The following is a 19,856-nucleotide window of genomic DNA, read 5'->3' as shown; positions in this document are numbered from 1 at the left end:
ACAAATAATTTTTATAAATGATTTATACAACTTTATTTAAATTTTTACTACTCCTAAATTTTCCTATAATAATATTATTTTTTTCTTCTTGTGACCTATGATTTAATTTTTTTAGTTCCATTTTATAATTTTTAATATCGCTTAAAATCCATATTTCAAATTCCCAAGGGTTCCCTTCAACGTCATCTACAAAAATATTTATAATAAATCCTTTAGGTCTATTATTCCTTGGAAACTTAATAAAATCTCCATATTGTATCTTTTTAAAGTTTTCATTTTCAATAAATTCATAGAGGATTTTTTTAGAGGTATCCCTCAAGTTTGTAGTTTCTATGACAATATCAATATCTCTTTTACAAACAACTTCTTGAGCTACGCTTCCTATAACAAGAGGTGTTCCATATTTTTTTAAGACTTCTAAAACTTTTAAATTTGAAATTAAATTTTTAGCAATCTGTAATCTTTTTAAACTTTCTCTTATTTCCATCTTTTCAATCCCTTCTTCTAAACTAATTAACATATTATATCTGTAAAAATAAATAATTCAATTATTTATTTTGTGAATGTTCTAAGTTTATTGCTCATTTAAAGTGATGCTTTTTTTAATGCTTTTAGTTATAATTTTTACAGTATTACCTTATACTTATATTCAGGACGACCTACACTACCGTAGTAGATTGAATTTTCTACCCTTCCTAACTCCATAAGGTGATCCAAATATTTTTTTACTGTTACTGTACTTGTATTTAAAATATCGGAAATCTCCTTAGAGGACCACTCCTTGGATGGATCCAATAATAATACATCCATTATTTTTTTCAAAGTTTTTTCACTAATCCCTTTGACACTGCTCCCCTTAGTTTTATTCCTTAAAAATAATTTATCTACCTCACCTTGGCTTAAAACTTCCTTTCCTAAAATATTTGATTTTTTATTTAAATACCTTCCCAAAGAATCCTTTAATCTATTAAAATCAAAGGGTTTTATGAGGTAATCTATAGCTCCTAATTTAAATGCTCTCTCTATCTCCACAGTATTATTTGAAGCTGTGAGGAAAATAACTTCCACACCAATTTTTTTCTTTCTTATAGTTTCTAAAGTTACTAAACCATTGGTATCGGGTAAAAACATATCCAATATTATCAGTTCCACATGATTTTGTTCCAAATATTTAATGGCTTTTTTCCCCTCTTTAAAAGTTTTTACTACACGAAATTCTCCTACAGAATTTATTATCTTCTCCGTTATCATACTTACCATGGGATCATCTTCTATAATAACTACATCTATCATAACTTCCCCTCCTTACTTAGTTCCACACAAAATGTTTTACTATTTTTTCGACTCTTAATATTCAGGCTCCCCTTATATACCTCAACAAGATTTTTAATAAGTGCCAGTCCAGAGCCTCGGCCCTCACCCTTGGAGGAATAACCTACATTAAATATTTTTTCCATCTCATTGGTATCTATACTTCGACCGCTGTCTGTAACCTCTATTCTTAATTTACTCTCATCTTCAAAAAAACTGACCTGTATGTTCTTCTCTACACTTTTTTCACAGGCTTCTCTGGCATTTTCCAATAGGTTCCCTATTATTACAACCAGATCATTGGTATCTATATTGTCATGATTTTTATCTAATTTCGTTTTTTCATCTACCTTAAAATTTATCCTGCTTTCTTTGGCTAAACTCATCTTTGCCAGAAGAAGTGCTTCAATTATCGGATCTTTTACTCCTACAACGTTATGTTTTTCATTTTCAACTTCATATTCTAAGTAGAGTATATAATCTTTAGCTTTCTCGTACTCCTCCAACTGAAGAAGTCCAGAAACTACATGGATCTTATTCTTAAATTCATGGACATTGGCTCTCATAGAGTTAATTATCTGTGCAACTCCCGTTATCTCCTCAGCTACCCTCTTTACCTCTCCACCATCTCTCAATATAAAGATAACATCCAATATTTTTTTTGTTTTATTTAATTTTATCGCACTTACAAATAATTTTCCGCTTTCTACCATTATCTCTCTGTCATTGAATCCCGACTGGGTATCTATCACAGTTTCAAATAACCGTTTAAATATATCATCGTCCTTGGAAGTCAGCATATTTTGAGCCGCTATATTGGTTTTGGTAATCTCTCCCTTACCATTTATAGTGACTATCCCCTCATGCATATTATCAAATATAACTTTTTTTTCTGCATAAAATCTTCCTATTTCCACAGGTTCATATCCAAAAATTTCTTTTTTTATACTCTTGGCTAAAAAATATGATAAAAGAGCTCCAAATGAAAGGATTATCAAAAATAAAAATACTGATTCAAAAATAAAATTATTTTTCCACTTATCCCTCTCTACCTGTAGTTTTCCTACACTTATAAATCCTATCTGCTTTCCCTTATAATTTATGGGCTCAAATTTTCTAAGGGATACTCCCTGGGTTCCCTTGGCCATTGAAAAATAGGATTTTCCCTCTTCCACAACCATCTTCTCATCTCCACCCTTAAATATTTTACCTATATATTGGGGATCTCTATGGGAATATCTCCTGCTGTTCATATCAGCTATGGTTATAAAATCTACATCCCCTAATTTAGACCATATTTTATTGGTGTAAGCCTGGATATTTTCAGAATTTTTTTCATATAAATTTTCTATTATAAAGGGGTCCTGACTGAGAGTCAGTGCTATATTTCCAAGGTTTTTCCGTTCATTTAAATTTTCTATTTTAACTTTATTTTTAAAAACAATAAAGTGAGTTATAAGTAGTATAACCGTTATCAAAACCACTAAATATATATATATTTTCTTTTCTAACCTCATATTCTCCCCCTGCTTTTTAATCAAATGAACTAACATGATAAAAGTTTAGCATATTTTTTCTCTTTTCTTAAAGGATTTTTTTATCTATGGTAAATATATAATTAGAGAATAACTCAAACTTTAGAGAACAAATATTCGATACAAGTTTCAGAACAGATGAAAAGGGAGGGAAAAAATGTTAGAAATATTCAAAAAAGAAATTTTAAATCAATTGAAACAAGGTCTGAATAAAATAAAAAATCCAATTAAAATTGTTACCTTTATAGAAAGCGGAAAACCTCTATGTGATGAGGTAGTAACTATGATGATGCAGTTAGCCGCATTAAATAATAAGATAAAATTTACAGAATATGATCTTGTTAAAAATTCTGATCTAGCTGAAAAATATGGAATTGACAAAGTCCCGGGAACTACTATTCTGGCAGAAGATAAGCCTACCGGTATTAAATTTTATGGAATTCCCAGCGGACATGAAATCAACTCACTTCTATTTGCTGTACTGGAAAGTTCTGGAATAGTTACTCCATTAGATCCTAAATTAGTAGATGCCATTAAACAGATCAACAAAAAAATAAATATCAAGGTATTTGTAAGTTTACAATGTCCACATTGTCCCAAGGCAGTTATGACAGCTTACAAAATAGCTCTATTAAATAAAAATATTGATGCTGAGATGATACAGACCAACCTATACAGTGATCTTGCCAATAAATTTGGAATAAGTTCTGTTCCTAGGATCTTTTTTAATGACAAAGATGACCTGTTAGGTGTGCAGCCCATAGAGATGTTTGTGGATAAATTAAAAAAATTAAAAGTATAAAGGTTATAAAAATAAAAGGAATCCCTAAAAAATTAAGGATTCCTTCGGCCTCCTGTCATGGAGGTACATATTATTTAACTATCTTAACTATCTTCTTCTTTCCAGCTCTTACTATCATTCCAGCTTCAATCTTTATAATTGCTTTTACATCTTTAATTGCCACATCATTTACTTTAAATCCACCTTGAGTGATCAGTCTTCTGGCATCTGAAGTTCCCTTAAAGAAGTTTAATTTTTTTACCAATAGATCGATTGCTCCTACTTCATCTTCATCTACCTTTACCTCTGGTAAATCTACATCCATATTTCTCTTAGAGAATACATTTTCAAACCAGTCATAGGCCTTTTTTCCCTCTTCTTCATTATGGTAGATAGTTACTATCTCTGCTCCTAACCTCTTTTTACAGTCCATAGGATGGATACTTCCATCGGCTACTCCTGCTTTTAATCTTGCGATCTCTTCCATAGGAACATCTGTAGCTACTTCATAGTAGTTCCACATAAGTTCATCTGAGATAGACATTACCTTTCCAAACATATCGTTGGGAGCCTCTGTTATCCCAATATAGTTATTTAATGATTTAGACATCTTTTCTACTCCGTCTAGTCCCTCTAAGATAGGCATCATCATACATATTTGTGGTTCTGTTCCTGCATTTCTTTGCAGATCTCTACCTCTCAATAAGTTAAATGTCTGCTCAGTTGCTCCTAATTCTACATCTGCATCGATAGCTACAGAGTCATACCCCTGTAAGATCGGATACATAAATTCTACCAATGATACAGGTTTTCCTGCTGCTAATCTTTTAGAAAAATCATCTCTTTGAATCATTTGTGCTACTGTAAATTGAGATAATAATTTTAGTACATCTTCTAATTTTAATTTCTCCAGCCAGTCACCGTTATATACAACTTCTGTTTTTTCCATATCTAAGATCAGCTTTAACTGGTCTAAATATGTTTGGATATTCTTTGTGATATCTTCAGAAGACAACATTGGTCTAGTTTCAGATTTTCCTGTAGGATCTCCTATTCTAGCTGTAAATGTACCTATTAAAAACTTCACTCTATGTCCTAGATCTTGAAATTGCTTTAACTTTCTAAGGGGTACTGCATGACCTATATGTAAGTCTGAACCAGTTGGATCTATCCCTAATTTTACGATTAACGGAGTGTTAGTCTCTAATGATTTCTTTAACTTTTTTTCTAATTCCTTTTCAGAAATTAATTCCTCTACTCCCCTTTTTAATATATTTAACTGTCTTTGAACCTCTACATTGATATCCATAGTTAATCTCCTTTTCTATATATAATTTTATTTTTTATTAAAAAAGCAACATGACGTTGCATCTAGACAAGCGCAATTCAATCTTTTATAACTTTTTATTTACTTCATAAATTTCATCTCAAAACCCTTAGATTATGTAATAATCTTTATCTCAAAGTTCTTAACTTACATCGTAAATTTATAGATACTTTGGTGATATTCTTTATCGAGTAGAGATTTTGGTGATGCCCCTTGCGGGTATGATTTCCTGTACTATAAAAAAAAGCTCACAGATTATATCTGCAAGCTTTAAAAAGTTTAATTCAGATACAACCCCTATTAGTATACTATAAAATGGGCTGTAATATTTCTACACAGTCCCTCAATTAATAATAGTAATAATAAGTTTGGTTGTCATTAAATTTCATGTCTTTCTCCTAATTTCTTAGTCTATATTTTCCTAATTATAACATAATAAGATTTTTTTTAAAAGAAATAAAATGATAACTAAGATTATTTTTAATATATAGTATATACTAGTATAAGAAATATATCCAAAATTAATTCTAAGAGGTGACCCCTATGAAATTAGAAAAAAAAATGACTATATATATGTTGATATTAGTACTTCTAGCTATGTTTCTTATGCAATTTATCTTTTTTAGAAATTCATATAAATTATTGGATTCAAATAAAAAACGTGTTCTAAACAGCTATGCTTATGTTCTCTCTAAAGATCCAATTATTATAAAAAACTTATCCAAACAAAATCAGGATACCCTCAATATATATATAGCATCTATCTGGCCAAAACTAATCAATTTAAACTATGTTATTATTATGGATCTAAAAGGAGAGGTTTTTTCCTATAAAAATAAAGATAATACTCCCCTTCCAGAAGAAAATTATAAGAATATGTTAAAAAAAATAATAGATAAACCGACTCAATATTATAATTTAGATCCTGCCAATAATTTCCTCCAGGAGTTTGTGCCAATAACCTATCGCAATAAATTAATTGGAATGTTAGGAGTTCAGGAATATCACCATAAAAATGAAGATTTAAAAAATATATTCTTTATAGAAGTCTTAGTTGCTATTCTCATTGTTATTGTTATGTCTATACTGTTCGCTGTCTTTTTAGCCAAAAACATAAAGAAACAAATTTTTGGATATGAACCTATTGAATTTGCACATATCTACGCTGAAAGACAAATCTTATTCGATCATCTCAGCGACAAGATCGTAACTATAAACAATAGTGGAAAACTAACTAAAGCCAATAAAGTTGCAAAAGAAAGATTACAGCCCTCTGATGAAATTATTTTGAGAGATTTATACAATGAAATTATCTCTAAAAATATTACTTTTGATAACCGGGAAATAATTTTAACTAATCGTAAAGTTTTTATTACTGCCATAAATATCATCCAGGAAAATAATGATTCTGAAGTTTTATTTATTATTAAACAAGGTCAAAAAATAAAAAAATTAGCCCGGGAGATTACAGGAGTTACCCAGATAATCAACTCCATGAGAGCCAATGTACATGAATTTAAAAATAAGATCCACGTAATATCCGGCTTACTGCGATTAGAAGAATACCAAGAGCTTAAAAAGTATATTTCAATTATAAAAAATGAATTAGACAATGAGAATAAAGAGATCGAAGGAATCCATGACCCTATTATTTCTGCACTCCTCCTCACTAAGATAAGTCTGGCCAAAGAAAGGAAGATCACCCTTACCATCGATGAAATGAGTAATCTCATGAAAACCCATGGTAATATAGAGTCAGATAATCTCATCGTTATAATTGGAAATCTCATTGAAAATGCCACTGAATCTTTTGATTTAAAAGAGATTGACAATAAAGAGATTATCCTTCAAGTTTTAGAGGACAGCAAACAAATACTCATCCAGGTCAGTGATAATAGTGGTCTGATAGGAGATTTAGATATCGATAAAATTTTTGAGATAGGTTACTCCTCTAAAGGACAAGGACGCGGTTCTGGACTGGCACTTATTAAAAATCTTGTAAAATTATATAATGGAAATATTGAAATCATTAACAAAGAAAATTATAAAACTTTTTATATAAAATTAAATAAATAGTAAGAAATAAAGAATTTCTAACTTTAAAATGTTAAAATAACACAAAAGTTTGATGTTGCAGCAGGCAATCAAGGAGGAATACAAATGATAGACGTAGTTATTATAGAAGACGATCCCATGGTAAGTATGATAACAGAGAAGATAATCAATACTGAAAAAGAGTTTAATGTCTCTAAAACTTTCTTTAAAGGAGAAGGGGTAGTAGATTATATAATAGAAAACAATATAGAATTAATCATTTTAGATATGTATTTGCCTGACACTGAAGGTTTGAATATCTTAGAGGAGTTGAGAAAAAGAGAAGTCGGGGAAAATAAATATATAAACACCATATTTGTTACAGCTTCTAACGACAAGGATCATATAGAAAAAGCATTTCAGTTAGGAATAGTTGATTATCTTATAAAACCATTTGAATTCGAAAGGTTACAGGAAGCCTTAGCTAGATATCTTTCCAAAAAAATGCTTTCTTCTTCTAAAAAGAAAATTTTAACACAAAATGAGTTAGATAAACTTTATCATGGAAGAAACAGCGAGATAAACACTTTAGAAAATGGACTCCCTAAAGGAATAAGTGAAAAAACTTTAGAGAAAGTTATGAATGCTGTTATCTCAGATCCCATGAAAGAATGGTCCTCTAAAGAGATAGCTGATCTTTTAGAAAGCAGTGCTGTCACTGTGAAAAAATATCTAGATTATTTAACTGAAATAGGAAAGATAAAAAGCGATATTTCTTACGGAAGTGTAGGACGTCCCGAAGTAAAATACAAGATCAAAATATAAATATTAAAGAATAAAAATGACTTTACTCTCGGTATATTAGTTGAAATTAGAACTCTTTAATTTAAATATTCATAAAAAAAAAGACCCCTAAAATTAAAGTTTAGGGGTCTTTTTTTAATTCAAATTTCCTGTTACAAGTATATTTTTTTTCTTAGGCAGTTCTATCTTTGATACTACTGTTCCTAACAGTAATACGACAATTCCTATTATATTCACAACAAATAAGTACTCACCCAAGAAAAAGTGCCCTATAATAGCAGCTGTTGGAAGTTCCACCAGACTCATTATTCCTGCCTTTGTAGGAGTAGTATATCTAAGTGCCAAAGAATAAAAAGTACAAGATAAAACCGTCGGAATCAACCCTAATATCACAGATATTATGACCATTTTCAAGCTAAGTGCTTCTAATAATATTTTGATATCCACCATGGAAAATACATATACAGCTCCTACTAAAAAACTGTACATAAGTATCCCTGTTAAATTACATTTCTCAGGTATTCTCTTAGTCAATATCGGAAAAAAACCATATGCCAGTGCTGATACTAAACCTATCAAAAGTCCAATTACATTAGCTTGTAAAGTAGATGCATCTCCCCCGGTTACCACAAGAAATGCCCCATAAAATGCCAGTGTCAGGGCTAAACCTTTAAAGAGAGTGATCTTCTCTTTGAAGAATATTCTCGACAATATTGCTGTAAAAAGCGGCCCTAAGCATACCATCATTACTCCTACTGTGGTAGATGTAAGAGATATACATTTATAGATTGCTAAACTCATGGTTCCCTGTGTTATTATACCGATTAATAGAGAATGTTTTACCTCTTCTCTCTTTACTTTTAACTTTTTTCTATCTGTAATCAAATAAAAAATAAACATCGATAAAAAAGCAAATAATAACCTCAGAAAAGCTATTTCAAATGGTCCAACTCCTGTTTCCCCTAAATAATATGAGATGATTCCTAGAGTCCCCCATGTAACTCCTGCTAAAAATGCAAGTCCGTACCCCTTATGTTCCACACCAATCCTCCTTTAATAATTTAACATAACAATCTATTATAGAACATCTGCCACTTTCATTCAATATAATTCTCTCCCATTTCCATTCAAATTTATAACTACGTTCAACCAGTACATATATCTAATATATACTGAGTGTATATTAAACGTCTATTAAATGTATATTTATTTAGTCTTCCAGGGTCTTCTAAACTATATAAAGAAAAACCCCTGAAAATTCAGAGGTTTTTCTTTATATAGTTTTTTAGTTTTTTATCCAATCGACTATAATTACTCTCGATGTTTAATGTGCTTTTTTTTCTGTTTCAACTCCCAATTTAGGAAATATATCTATGGCTAATTTTGTCGACATAATTGCCAGTATCGCCGGTATCACCCAACCAAAACCAAATGAACTAAGAGGTATAAGTTCAAAATAACCTCCAATTGCAGGCAGAATCTCATATTTGTTGATCAACTCAAATACACTGCAAAATAATGTTGTATAGGCACCTATTTTAAAAACCAAATTTTCCTTAACTTTAAAGATATTTAAAGATATGAGTACTATGGTTACAGGATAGAGTAAAGTTAGGATAGGAATCGCAATTTTCACTATGAATCCAACCCCTGTAGCCGCCAATATCGCTGACAACACACAAATCACTATGGCTGTTATCTTATAAGATATTTTTAACCGATTGGAAAAAAAATCAGAAGTTATAGCAACTAAGGCTATAGAAGTTGTCAAACATGCCACCGTTACACATACTCCCAGGGCAACCTTTCCAAATTTTCCCAGAGTAGCCACAGCAAGATACATAGTCAGCCCTGTTCTGTTTAATGTTAATCCGCTTCCATTTACCATAGACCCTAGATATAACAGTCCTCCATAAACCAAAGCCATCCCTAATCCTGCTATCAATCCTGATTTCATAATCATAGACTTTTGAACCTTTATATCTGTATACCCGCTTTCCTTAAGTCCTTTTATAACTATTATTCCCAAAAGAACAGAACTAATAGCATCCATAGTCTGATACCCGCCTAAAAAACCATAAGAAAATGCACTTTGCTCTATCATTTTTTCCCCTGGCGTTCCTATTTTAAATAAAATTCCCTTTACTATTATAATTGCCAATATACCAAGAATTATAGGTGTAAGATATTTCCCTATTGTATTTATTAATTTAGTGGGCTTTATAACCAACATAAGTACAATGGAAAAATATATAGAAGAGACTACCAGTGAATTTATATTCCCGAAATTCGGCACTATCCCCATCTCATATACTGTAGCCCCAGTCCTTGGAATCCCTAACATTGGACCTATCGCTATAATCAAAAGCATAAAATACACCGTATTAAATTTATCCGATACCTTTACTGCAAAATTATCTATATCCCCAACCTGACTAAAAGCCAACAGACCACAGACAGGCAGACATATCCCCGTTGCAAAAAAACCTATAGTAGCTTTTAACCACTCTTTTCCAGATACCATCCCTATTTCTGGTGGAAAAATTAAATTTCCCGCACCAAAAAACATGGCAAATATCGCCAAACCAAATATAAACACATCTTTATTTTTCATAAAACCTCCTAAAAAAATTTTTACTCAAAATTTTATAAACATCATTACTAAAAAAAAATCCAAACATCTTGATGATAATTAATTTAATAAACTATCTATCAAAATTCAAACCTGTCCAAATTTTTACAACAACACTACTAAAAAGTCAAGCTCAGCAACACATTAGCTACATCACTTATATACAACTATATTTAAGTTAAATCAATAATTGATTATTTTTTAACAATGTTTTAGTTCATTTTTAATTCAAAACGTTTATTTTTTTAACATTCCAAATAGAAATTATTTTTTGTTTGATATTTTTTTAACAATATTTTAGTGAAGATTATAAATTTTATCATCTAAAGTAAAACAAAAACCAATAAATCTAAATTTTAATATCAATTTTTCTTGATTATTCGTTATAATTGATTTTTAAACTTTACTTTTATCTGATATAGTTGTACTTGATTTTTTCTTGATTTTGCTATATTATATTAGTTATTAAAAATTATGGAGGTATTATGGAAATTTTATTGATTGGATTAGGTATGTTTATTGCTGGATTTATAGACTCTATTGCTGGAGGAGGAGGTCTTATTAGTACTCCTACACTGCTGTTAGTAGGTCTCCCTCCCCACCTTGCCTTAGGAACAAATAAACTGGCTGCTTCTGCCGGAACAATGGTCAGTAGTCATGAATTTTTTAAGAGTAATAAATTAAATTTTAAATTACTTAAACTTATGATCCCCTTTGCATTTATAGGAGCAGTTATTGGTGTAACCGCTTTACAATTTATTACTCCTGATATCCTGGAGATGATAATTCCATTTATGATTTTTGGAGTAGCTATCTATACTGTTATCTCTAAAAAAGTAGGAATGACAAATTCCTTTGATGGATTTACTCCTAAAAATAAATTCTTAGGTAAAGTTTTAACTTCCGTATTGGGATTTTATGATGGATTTTTTGGTCCCGGGACAGGAACATTTTTTATGTTTGGTTTGGTCAAAATCTTTAAATTTGATTTCACCGTTGCCACTGCCAATACTAAGGTATTGAATTTAACTACCGGTATTGCAGCTCTCCTTACTTTTTTATACAACGGACAAGTGAATCTTAGGTATGGTCTTATCTCCACTGTCTTTATGATCTTAGGTTCTAAATTAGGTTCTAAGATGGCTGTAAAAAATGGAGCTAAATTTATAAAACCTATCTTTATAGTTATGTCTTTAGTAATGGCCAGCAAGATGGTTTACAGTATGGTTGTCTAAGAAAATTATAAAAAGCATACAAAAAAAGACCTTTGAAATTTTCAAAGGTCTTTTTTATATAAATCACTTAATAAATTACTTAGTCTCTTCGATTAATTTGTTCATTTCTTCGATTACAACATCTGCATTTAATCCGTGTGATGCGATTCCTTCTCCTAAGCTCTCACCTGAGGCTACCATACAACCTACTCACCCAAGTCCGTATCTTTGGAATACTTGAACGATTACTGGATACTGTTGTACAGCTTCTAATATGTTCATATCTTTATTTACCATTTTAACTCCTCCTAAAATCAATATTATGTTCTCTTAATATATAGAGTATATATTATCATAGTAATCTTGTCAAGATTAATTGACACTATTTAATAAATCATGAATCCTTACCATACCTATTAATTTCTGCCCTTCTAATACAGGTAAAACCGAGATCTGGCTTTCCCTGTTTTCCATGAGTTCCAGTGCATCTACAGCCATCTTTTCAGCTTCAATATAGGTGAATTTTGAGATCATAATATCCACAGCTTTATAAGTAAAAAACTCCTCTTTATTTCCCAATGCTCTTCTGATATCACCCTCTGTGATTATCCCTGTCATCTTCCCATCTTCCAATACACAGACAGCTCCTAATTTTTTCTTTGTCATAGTCACTAATATCTCATCTATATCGGTATCTTTTTCTACAACTGCAAGATCAGTTCCACTATGCATCACATCTTTTACCTTCATAAGGAGCCTTCTTCCTAAGCTTCCTCCCGGATGATATACAGCAAAATTTTCTGGTTTGAAATTTCTGAGTTTGATAAGTACCGATGCCAGAGCGTCTCCCATAACTATAGTAGCTGTTGTAGAGCATGTAGGAGCTATATTCATAGGGCAGGCTTCCCTTTCAACACCTATATCCAATATTTCATCAGAGGCCATCCCTAATTTAGAATTTTTATTTCCAGTCATAGCTATTAATTTTGCACCAATTTTTTTTATGGATGGGATTATTGACACCACTTCATCACTGTTTCCTGAATTTGAGATAGCTATTACCACGTCTTCCCTGTCTACCATTCCAAGATCTCCATGAAGACCTTCAGCAGAGTTCATAAATACTGTCAATGTTCCTGTAGAAGCTAGCGTTGCAGCTATTTTTTTCCCTACTATCCCGGATTTTCCGATCCCTGTAACAACAACTTTCCCTTTACAATCCATGATCAGCTTAGCTGTTTTTTCTATCTCTTTTCCTATCTTATCTCTTACTTTTTTTAGTTCTTCTATTTCAATATCAAATATTTCCTGAGCATATTTTTTTATATCCATTGGTCCCCCTATTGTTTTGGTTTATTATATCATTTTTTTTTAATTTATTCATCTATAAATAAATAGCTAAAAGTTTTAAAGCTTACATCCCTGTTCCTTGCAAATCTAGATTTTGTCCTTCTTATGGTCTTAATTTTACTCCCATATATCACTCTTAGAAAAACCTATTATTACATTTAATTTGACAATTGGATATCGATCTAGGAAATAGAAAAAAAGGTCTGGATTTGAAAACCCAGACCTTTTTTTCTATTATTTTTTTTAATTTCTTGAGATTATAAACCTCTTTATAGTTTTGAAAATGGAGCATCACTAGGAACCCCAAAAGATTTTCTAGGTGCGTCTTTTCTCATATGCCACTCATACCATCCACCATCATACACATGGATATTATCCCAGCCCATAGCTTTGGCATAAAAATATGTTTCACTTGCTCTCCAGCCGGTACCGCAATGGAAACTGACTTCTTTATCTGGAGTAATACCCCATTTTTCCCATCTTTTTCTCATGATATTGTAATTAAACATAGTGTTATCTATATTTCTATAATCCTGCATGTGATAGGGATCACTTCCCGCATATCCAAATCTTGAATTTGCAATATCACCTTTTACATTTATATAGGTATATCCTGTGACCTTCCCTATATATTCCGGCCAGCTTCTTATTGAAGCTATAACTGCATCTGGAGAATTAACTAAGTCTAGTTCTTTATCAAAATCAATCAATACATCTTTATTTACAGGAATTTCAGCTCCAAATCCTGAAACAGGAATAGGCTTTATATAACCTCTAACAAAGGGATAATTTTCTTTTTCCAGTCTTTTGGTACCACCGTTTAAGATACGAATATCTTCAACTCCGGCATATTTCATTACAGCGGCACACCTGTTTGCAGCTAATAAATTTGGTCCATATAAAATAACCATTGTATCCTTGGTAATTCCTTTAGATAACAATATTTCCTTTATCTTTTCGTCATTTGGTCGATTCCAAAATTTTTCTTTTATTTCTAATGGTATATTTTTATATTTGAAAACATTTCTTTCACCTCTTAAGTGATTGAGCGAGTCATCAATGTGAATAGAATTTCTTATTTGTCCCTTTGGCTTTTGTCTATAACTGACTTCTAAAATTACGTATTTTCTGCCATCATAGTTAGCAACTTTTTTTCCGTCAATCAGGTCATCAATCCATTGAGGATAAACGTACATTTTATATCCTTTCAATTTTTCAATTGGATATTTTAAATTATTCCACTCCTCTATTCCGCCTTTTAAAATTTGGATATTGTATCCCATTTGAGCTAGAGGGGTTTCTATTTTTTCTCCAAAATTATCATATAAAATTAAAGTTTTATTTTTAGATATTCCCCGTCTTAGAAGTTCTTTTTCTAAGTTTTTTTTATTGAGCATTGAAAACCATGTTATCGGGAAATCAACAGCCCCCTGGATATGTCCTTCTGCTTCTATATTAACAGGCCAACCTATATATTCATCAACACTTCTGGTATCGACAAATAAATAATTTTCATCTGTTAAATATTCGATAGCTTGTTTAGAAGATATTTTTTTTACTTTCTGTTCCGCAGATAAGCAGGTAAAAGCTAGCATAAGCAGACCGATTAATATCATTATTTTTTTCATTTTTTCCTCCTTAAATTTTGAATAGATTTTGATCAACTGGAAAGTAATCCCAGCTGTACTAATTTTAAAAATTCCAAATGGTAAGTTTTGTATAACAACCTTTTCCTAACAAATATTTTGACATCATAAAAAAATACAAAAAAGAGCGTCCTCTATTTTATATCAATTATTTTTCATCTAAAAAAAGCCCCTATGATCGGTGGCATAAAATATGGATCCCTTTGGGATTTTGTTTCATAAAAGTTTGGAAATTGTTTAAAAATATAAAAAGTGATCTGTGGTAAAAAAAAGAATGAATAGGTGTAGCTTTAAACTACAGGAAAAGAAAGATATTATAACCTTAATTAATTTATTCGTTTTCTCCATTTATAATAGATCTCATAACTTCCACCGGAAGTTTTAAGTGATTGTCACTTTCATTGAAAAAATCTCATATTTCCTCCTAAAATGTATTTTATTAATTAATTTCGTATCATTCTATAACATATATATGGATAATGTCAACAATATTTTAGACTTTTTTAAGTTAATTTTATATGAACTTTATTTTTCCTTCCCTTTAATCCTATATAATTACAAGATCAGAAAAGAGACTAATAAACTTTTTTACACAAAAAAAGAGGATTAAAATATTCATAGAATATTTTAATCCCCTGATAACCTTATACCTGATCTATGCAAACTACGGGACACACCCCTACACATGCTCCGCAGTCGATACATGCATCCTCATCTATCAACCTCTTACCATCTTCTACCTCTGAAATACAAGTTACTGGGCACACATCTTCACATGCTCCACACGAAATACACTCATCTTTTCTTATTCTGTGCGACATTTTTCCCTCCTCCTGATTTTTTATTACTAATTTTGATATATTTTGTATAAAATTTATTTTAATTTTTTCCAAGTAAATCTAATTCCACCATCAGTTCTTATATCATATTCAATATTATTTTTCTGGAGAATTTTTAATAATTCTTCTCTATCTAATTTATACAATTTTTCAACTATTTTTGCTTGAATATTAAATCTAGATGCTGTTACACTATTATAATCTTTGAATGTTTCTTCTCCAAGTTCTAATAATTTCTTAATTTCTTTTAAATAAGATAAAGTTAAACCTTTGTAATGTAATAGTTCATCAAATACTTTTAATTCGTTAAGTTCTCTTATTGCTTCATCTATTTTCAATATATTATACGAAAAATTATAGTTCCCAGATTTTTTTATTTCATTAGCGAGTTCTTGTTTAGCTGTTACTCCTACTTTTTTTAAAATTACAATTTTAGACATTTTATTTGCTATAATATCACCTTTCGAATGAGTTCTACTTGAAAAAAAATTTAATGAGTGTGTGTCATTTTTATCGGCCATTTCAAAAAATATAAAACCAAATATTATTATTAAGATGAAAATTATTTGTTTAAAAGTTATTTCAACACTCTTACCCATATAATCGCCTCCATTTCTATTTTGAGTATACTCTATAAATTTAAAATATTAAAATAATAATTTATTTTATTTCTTTTATATAGATCTTTCCTGAGAGTTCCTCAATCTTAGTTTTTCTGGTCCCAAAATAACCTTTGTCAGTTGCCTCATAATCTACCTTATATTTTTTACCATCTGGGCTTTCCATTTCCAAAGTTATATAATATCCGTATTTACCACTTCCAGCAGGTTCTATTTTTTTCTCCCATTCTTTTTCATAGTCTACCCCATAGGTCACCGGTAATTTCGAAAGATTATATTTATATTCTTTCAACAAAGTAGCACTGACATCGGCTATATACAGGTCATACCCCCATAATTTAAAAGTTATTTTTGAATCATTTCCAAGATCTAATTCTTCTAAACTATCTATAGTAACCTGAATCATTTGTCTGTTAAAAACTAATTTTTCAGTTTTTTCATCTGCTCTGCTGCACCCTATAAAGATTAAAATTATTAACATTATAAATATTTTTTTCATCCTATAACTCCTCCTCCTATAAGGTATTTACCATAATATAACACCATATGCTGTCCTTTAGCATTTTGGGGATTTTTTTCTTCGTATTCAAAATATATCCTGTCTTTTTCCCCAGGTTCAGCGACTCTTTTTAACCTGCCCATAGACCCGTGACTTGAAAACCTCGGCCTTCCCATGAGTTCTACCTCCAACAATTTATCTATCTCAACTATAAACTTATAGTCTATGAGCTCCACCTCTTTTATAAAGAGTTTATCATAATCGCCCAAAAGGATCTCGTTTTTAGAAGGTCTTATATCCAGTATAAAATAGGGTCTTGGTTTTTTTAGATTTAAACCTCTTCTCTGCCCGATGGTATAAAGTTGATATCCATCATGAGTTCCCATTATATTTCCATCTTCATCTACAAAGTTACCCTTTTCTATCTTATCTTTTAATTTCTCTTGCAGATACTCTTTATACCCTTCCGGGGCAAAACATATTCCCTGGCTGTCTTTTTTATTATGAGTTACCAACCCTATTTTTTTGGCCATCTCTCTGACCTCAGTTTTGGTAAAGTTATATAGGGGGAATTTCATCCTTTTGAGAGTGTCCTCATCTAACCTGTAAAGCATATAGGTCTGATCTTTACGTATATCCGCTGCATTTTTCAGGAGATATTTATCCATTTCAGGAGAATATTCCAAATTACAATAATGTCCTGTAGCTATATATTTTGCTCCTACTGAATCTGCATAGTCTATCAGAGTTTTTATCTTTATCCTCTCATCACATACTACACAAGGAGATGGGGTAGTACCACTACTATATCCATCTAAAAAGTTCTTAATCACTATATTTTCAAAGTCTTTTGATACATCCAAGACTACATGTTTTATTTTTAACGAATCAGCTACTTTTTTAGCTTCTCCTATCTCTCCCTGGTTTTTTTTATCTACCTGGAGAGTTACCGCTATTACCTCATATCCTTCTTCTTTCAGAATATACGATGTTACTGAGGAGTCAACTCCTCCACTTAATCCAACTATTACTTTTTCCATTTTTTATTCTCCTTTTTTTGTTACATATTTTTCAAATTTTCTTTATTGTTAATCTGTCTAAAACTTATCTTTTTTAGATAAATTTCACACTAACTTTCATCTTTTTCCTCAATATATCTTTCGATATTCCTATCTAAACTTTCCTCAAATTCCATCATTAACTTTCTTTTCAATGCCATATATTTTTTCGGCGAAATATCTCTATCTACATTTTCTTTCTCCAACCTTTCTTTTTCGATTTTCTCCTGCTCCTCCTTTATATTTAGGTTTGAACTAAATACAATTCCCAAAGAAAAACTTAGGAGTAAAACCCCCATTACACTCTCTAATATGGTCAATGCCTGGGCAGCCAGAGATACAGGAACTATCTCTCCATAGCCTACACTGGTTAAGGTTATGAAACTAAAATACATCCCTCTGAAATACAAACCTCTTGCTCCTAATCCCTTTGATATAATCCCATCTAATGCATTAGGATTATTTTCTATTAATAATATATAGAAAAAACCAAAAATTATTCCCAATGTTATATAGGTTAGAAGAACTATTCCTATGTCATCACTCTTAGCTCTCCTTCTGCCGGATAAAATATCCACAAATACATATTTGATTATAAAAAACTGGGAGATCACTAAAAGTATTAAGTTTAATATTATTACCCATTTCAATGATGTTAAATTATCCCTGGTTAAACCAAATTTACCCACCATTCCCTCTTCAAAGGCAAAACTCATCCATATGGGCAGAATTATCAGATAGTAGAAGATAAAACCTATGAAGAATACCGGTCTTTTTTTAGCTATTCTAAATTTGAGTAAAAAATAGGCTATGGGGATTAAATTCATAAATATAGCCAAACTATAATACATTCTAACTCTCAAACTTTCATTTATGTCCGCATCTATCCTCAAGGTAGTTCCTAAAATAATAGAGATGATCATAAGAATTATTATATTTATCAGTCCTTTTTTCATTTTTTTTCTCACCACAGCCTCCCTCTATAATTTTATATGGATCTCTCCTACCATAAATTCCTTTATTCCTTCTGCAGTTTCTACCTCTAATCTTCCATTTGGTAAGATTTTTCCTCCTATACCAGATATTTTACTCCCTAAAAAATCTATCTCTATATCCTTGTTTAAAAGGTAGTTTTTTTCATTTATCTCGTATAAAATTTCATTCCATTCTCCCCTTATGTATCTATTCCAATATTTTTCAAATGAATTTACAATTATTTTTATTGTATCCAGAACTTCATACTTGTTTCCAGTTGCACTTTTTAAGGAGATACCATTTTTAGACTCTCCTAAAAACTCTGAATTATTTATATTTATCCCTATACCTATAATAAAAAAATCTCCTACTTTTTCTACCAGGATTCCAGACAGTTTTTTATCAAACAAATAGATATCGTTGGTCCATTTAAATTTATAGTCTAATTCTACCATATTTTTCAATCCCTCTAACAGTCCAATCCCTACAATCAAGGGCAATTTACTGTACTCTTCCATACTCAGGTTGGGATCTTCCTTTAGCGCAAAACTGAACAGCCCTGCTCCTTGAGGAGATACCCAAAGATTCCCCCTACGTCCCCGTCCAGAAGTTTGAATATCTGCTACAACCAGATCCCACTCCTTTTTATCTTTTTTTTCCTTCAGATAGTCACTGGTTGATCCCAGCTCCTCAAAGTGAAATATTCTCATCCTTTTCCTCCTATTTAATCCAGTAAAGCCAGTATTAAAAAGGACACCAAGATCAGTGTCCTTTTTTTATTTTTACTTTACCTTTAGGGGGAACATAAAAACATCCCTCTCCTCTTTATTGTCGTCTAATTGTCTCTCTATTACAGGAGTTGAGATCAGTTCTACTTCTCCCTTATAGATATATTTTTTATCCTCATACAGTTCTAACAGGTGAAGGGCAAACCCCTCCTCCTTAGCATTTAGGATAGATTTATTCTGTCTTTTCATCTCCTGGTCACCTTTTTTACCCATTCCGGTAAAATATAAGATATCTCCATCTTTCCTGTGTTTATATGAACAATTATTAAATTTAGCCAGCAGGACTATAGTATTAGTTTTCTTACTCTTTCTCACTCCCCCCTGGTTTGAACACAAAAAAGTTTCTGCTATCTCCTTATTTTCTAAAACTTGATCTATCTTTAAATCTTTTATTGTCATCTTATATCTCCTCTTCTTATAACTACTCATATTTTTATTTTCTG

At 31.0% G+C, this 19,856-nt stretch carries 19 protein-coding genes and 1 pseudogene; 4 read left to right on the top strand and 16 right to left on the bottom strand.

Features of this window, described 5'->3' with window-relative positions; all coding sequences use genetic code 11:
• Positions 1 to 22: 22 nt before the first annotated feature.
• From NRK67_08895 to NRK67_08885, 3 genes are all read right to left on the bottom strand, one after another.
• Positions 23 to 487, bottom strand: a complete 465-nt coding sequence (locus NRK67_08895; GenBank protein UUV19529.1) for a hypothetical protein — start codon at positions 485 to 487, stop codon at positions 23 to 25.
• Positions 488 to 624: 137 nt separating this feature from the next.
• On the bottom strand, positions 625 to 1,293 hold the full coding sequence (locus NRK67_08890; protein ID UUV19528.1) for a response regulator: 669 nt from the start codon (positions 1,291 to 1,293) through the stop codon (positions 625 to 627).
• Positions 1,290 to 2,828: a sensor histidine kinase gene (locus NRK67_08885; GenBank protein UUV19527.1), complete on the bottom strand. Its 1,539-nt coding sequence runs from the start codon at positions 2,826 to 2,828 to the stop codon at positions 1,290 to 1,292. Before NRK67_08885 ends, NRK67_08890 begins: the two co-directional genes overlap by 4 nt.
• A gap of 175 nt (positions 2,829 to 3,003) precedes the next feature.
• On the opposite strand from NRK67_08885, the gene NRK67_08880 reads away from it, so the two are divergent.
• Positions 3,004 to 3,648 carry a thioredoxin family protein gene (locus NRK67_08880; GenBank protein ID UUV19526.1) on the top strand — a complete coding sequence of 215 codons (645 nt, stop codon included), beginning with the start codon at positions 3,004 to 3,006 and terminating at the stop codon, positions 3,646 to 3,648.
• A gap of 70 nt (positions 3,649 to 3,718) precedes the next feature.
• Here the strand turns inward: NRK67_08880 and tyrS are convergent, their stop codons facing one another.
• Complete coding sequence (gene tyrS, locus NRK67_08875; protein ID UUV19525.1) at positions 3,719 to 4,936, bottom strand: tyrosine--tRNA ligase; 1,218 nt, start codon at positions 4,934 to 4,936, stop codon at positions 3,719 to 3,721.
• A gap of 561 nt (positions 4,937 to 5,497) precedes the next feature.
• On the opposite strand from tyrS, the gene NRK67_08870 reads away from it, so the two are divergent.
• Both NRK67_08870 and NRK67_08865 read left to right on the top strand, forming a co-directional pair.
• Complete coding sequence (locus tag NRK67_08870; GenBank protein ID UUV19524.1) at positions 5,498 to 7,030, top strand: GHKL domain-containing protein; 1,533 nt, start codon at positions 5,498 to 5,500, stop codon at positions 7,028 to 7,030.
• Between the two features lie 84 nt (positions 7,031 to 7,114).
• Positions 7,115 to 7,813 carry a response regulator gene (locus NRK67_08865; protein ID UUV19523.1) on the top strand — a complete coding sequence of 233 codons (699 nt, stop codon included), beginning with the start codon at positions 7,115 to 7,117 and terminating at the stop codon, positions 7,811 to 7,813.
• A 114-nt stretch (positions 7,814 to 7,927) separates the two neighbouring features.
• On the opposite strand, the gene NRK67_08860 is transcribed toward NRK67_08865, so the two are convergent.
• Both NRK67_08860 and brnQ read right to left on the bottom strand, forming a co-directional pair.
• Positions 7,928 to 8,833, bottom strand: coding sequence for a DMT family transporter (locus tag NRK67_08860; GenBank protein UUV19522.1), 906 nt, complete (start codon positions 8,831 to 8,833; stop codon positions 7,928 to 7,930).
• 283 nt (positions 8,834 to 9,116) lie between these two features.
• Positions 9,117 to 10,406 (bottom strand): branched-chain amino acid transport system II carrier protein, encoded by a 1,290-nt coding sequence (brnQ, locus tag NRK67_08855; GenBank protein ID UUV19521.1) that lies wholly within the window; start codon positions 10,404 to 10,406, stop codon positions 9,117 to 9,119.
• A gap of 503 nt (positions 10,407 to 10,909) precedes the next feature.
• On the opposite strand from brnQ, the gene NRK67_08850 reads away from it, so the two are divergent.
• Entirely contained in the window at positions 10,910 to 11,659 is a 750-nt protein-coding gene (locus tag NRK67_08850; protein UUV19520.1) for a TSUP family transporter, read from the top strand.
• Positions 11,660 to 11,734: 75 nt separating this feature from the next.
• Here NRK67_08850 and NRK67_08845 read toward each other — a convergent pair.
• From NRK67_08845 to NRK67_08800, 10 genes and pseudogenes are all read right to left on the bottom strand, one after another.
• A pseudogene (locus NRK67_08845) lies at positions 11,735 to 11,935 on the bottom strand (DUF1858 domain-containing protein).
• A gap of 75 nt (positions 11,936 to 12,010) precedes the next feature.
• Complete coding sequence (locus tag NRK67_08840) at positions 12,011 to 12,970, bottom strand: KpsF/GutQ family sugar-phosphate isomerase (protein UUV19519.1); 960 nt, start codon at positions 12,968 to 12,970, stop codon at positions 12,011 to 12,013.
• Positions 12,971 to 13,257: 287 nt separating this feature from the next.
• A complete protein-coding gene (locus NRK67_08835) occupies positions 13,258 to 14,616 on the bottom strand; it encodes a rhodanese-like domain-containing protein (protein ID UUV19518.1) in 1,359 nt (452 codons plus the stop codon).
• Between the two features lie 662 nt (positions 14,617 to 15,278).
• A complete protein-coding gene (locus NRK67_08830; protein ID UUV19517.1) occupies positions 15,279 to 15,455 on the bottom strand; it encodes a 4Fe-4S binding protein in 177 nt (58 codons plus the stop codon).
• Between the two features lie 53 nt (positions 15,456 to 15,508).
• A complete protein-coding gene (locus tag NRK67_08825) occupies positions 15,509 to 16,072 on the bottom strand; it encodes a hypothetical protein (protein UUV19516.1) in 564 nt (187 codons plus the stop codon).
• A 61-nt stretch (positions 16,073 to 16,133) separates the two neighbouring features.
• Positions 16,134 to 16,592: a hypothetical protein gene (locus NRK67_08820; GenBank protein UUV19515.1), complete on the bottom strand. Its 459-nt coding sequence runs from the start codon at positions 16,590 to 16,592 to the stop codon at positions 16,134 to 16,136.
• The gene (mnmA, locus tag NRK67_08815) at positions 16,589 to 17,632 is read right to left on the bottom strand and encodes a tRNA 2-thiouridine(34) synthase MnmA (GenBank protein ID UUV19514.1); all 1,044 of its coding nucleotides are present in this window, start codon (positions 17,630 to 17,632) and stop codon (positions 16,589 to 16,591) included. The genes NRK67_08820 and mnmA overlap by 4 nt, the downstream gene beginning before the upstream one ends.
• An 89-nt stretch (positions 17,633 to 17,721) precedes the next feature.
• Positions 17,722 to 18,606: a potassium channel family protein gene (locus NRK67_08810; GenBank protein ID UUV19513.1), complete on the bottom strand. Its 885-nt coding sequence runs from the start codon at positions 18,604 to 18,606 to the stop codon at positions 17,722 to 17,724.
• A 24-nt stretch (positions 18,607 to 18,630) separates the two neighbouring features.
• Positions 18,631 to 19,335, bottom strand: a complete 705-nt coding sequence (locus tag NRK67_08805; GenBank protein UUV19512.1) for a biotin--[acetyl-CoA-carboxylase] ligase — start codon at positions 19,333 to 19,335, stop codon at positions 18,631 to 18,633.
• A gap of 72 nt (positions 19,336 to 19,407) precedes the next feature.
• Positions 19,408 to 19,812, bottom strand: coding sequence for a restriction endonuclease (locus NRK67_08800; GenBank protein ID UUV19511.1), 405 nt, complete (start codon positions 19,810 to 19,812; stop codon positions 19,408 to 19,410).
• Positions 19,813 to 19,856 lie beyond the last annotated feature (44 nt).

It is taken from the genome of Fusobacteria bacterium ZRK30 (genome assembly GCA_024628785.1).
GTDB lineage: Bacteria > Fusobacteriota > Fusobacteriia > Fusobacteriales > Fusobacteriaceae > Psychrilyobacter.
Note: the sequence above shows the minus strand (reverse complement) of the source record. Positions and strands in the feature narration are given on the sequence as shown.

Excerpts from the sequence above, each read along its gene's own strand:
- tyrS (UUV19525.1), bottom strand. The coding sequence starts at position 4,936 with ATGGATATCAATGTAGAGGTTCAAAGACAGTTAAATATATTAAAAAGG.
- NRK67_08800 (UUV19511.1), bottom strand. The coding sequence starts at position 19,812 with ATGACAATAAAAGATTTAAAGATAGATCAAGTTTTAGAAAATAAGGAG.
- NRK67_08805 (UUV19512.1), bottom strand. The coding sequence starts at position 19,335 with ATGAGAATATTTCACTTTGAGGAGCTGGGATCAACCAGTGACTATCTG.
- NRK67_08865 (UUV19523.1), top strand. The coding sequence starts at position 7,115 with ATGATAGACGTAGTTATTATAGAAGACGATCCCATGGTAAGTATGATA.
- NRK67_08880 (UUV19526.1), top strand. The coding sequence starts at position 3,004 with ATGTTAGAAATATTCAAAAAAGAAATTTTAAATCAATTGAAACAAGGT.
- NRK67_08870 (UUV19524.1), top strand. The coding sequence starts at position 5,498 with ATGAAATTAGAAAAAAAAATGACTATATATATGTTGATATTAGTACTT.
- brnQ (UUV19521.1), bottom strand. The coding sequence starts at position 10,406 with ATGAAAAATAAAGATGTGTTTATATTTGGTTTGGCGATATTTGCCATG.
- NRK67_08835 (UUV19518.1), bottom strand. The coding sequence starts at position 14,616 with ATGAAAAAAATAATGATATTAATCGGTCTGCTTATGCTAGCTTTTACC.
- NRK67_08820 (UUV19515.1), bottom strand. The coding sequence starts at position 16,592 with ATGAAAAAAATATTTATAATGTTAATAATTTTAATCTTTATAGGGTGC.
- NRK67_08840 (UUV19519.1), bottom strand. The coding sequence starts at position 12,970 with ATGGATATAAAAAAATATGCTCAGGAAATATTTGATATTGAAATAGAA.
- NRK67_08890 (UUV19528.1), bottom strand. The coding sequence starts at position 1,293 with ATGATAGATGTAGTTATTATAGAAGATGATCCCATGGTAAGTATGATA.
- NRK67_08885 (UUV19527.1), bottom strand. The coding sequence starts at position 2,828 with ATGAGGTTAGAAAAGAAAATATATATATATTTAGTGGTTTTGATAACG.
- mnmA (UUV19514.1), bottom strand. The coding sequence starts at position 17,632 with ATGGAAAAAGTAATAGTTGGATTAAGTGGAGGAGTTGACTCCTCAGTA.
- NRK67_08830 (UUV19517.1), bottom strand. The coding sequence starts at position 15,455 with ATGTCGCACAGAATAAGAAAAGATGAGTGTATTTCGTGTGGAGCATGT.
- NRK67_08825 (UUV19516.1), bottom strand. The coding sequence starts at position 16,072 with ATGGGTAAGAGTGTTGAAATAACTTTTAAACAAATAATTTTCATCTTA.
- NRK67_08895 (UUV19529.1), bottom strand. The coding sequence starts at position 487 with ATGGAAATAAGAGAAAGTTTAAAAAGATTACAGATTGCTAAAAATTTA.
- NRK67_08810 (UUV19513.1), bottom strand. The coding sequence starts at position 18,606 with ATGAAAAAAGGACTGATAAATATAATAATTCTTATGATCATCTCTATT.
- NRK67_08850 (UUV19520.1), top strand. The coding sequence starts at position 10,910 with ATGGAAATTTTATTGATTGGATTAGGTATGTTTATTGCTGGATTTATA.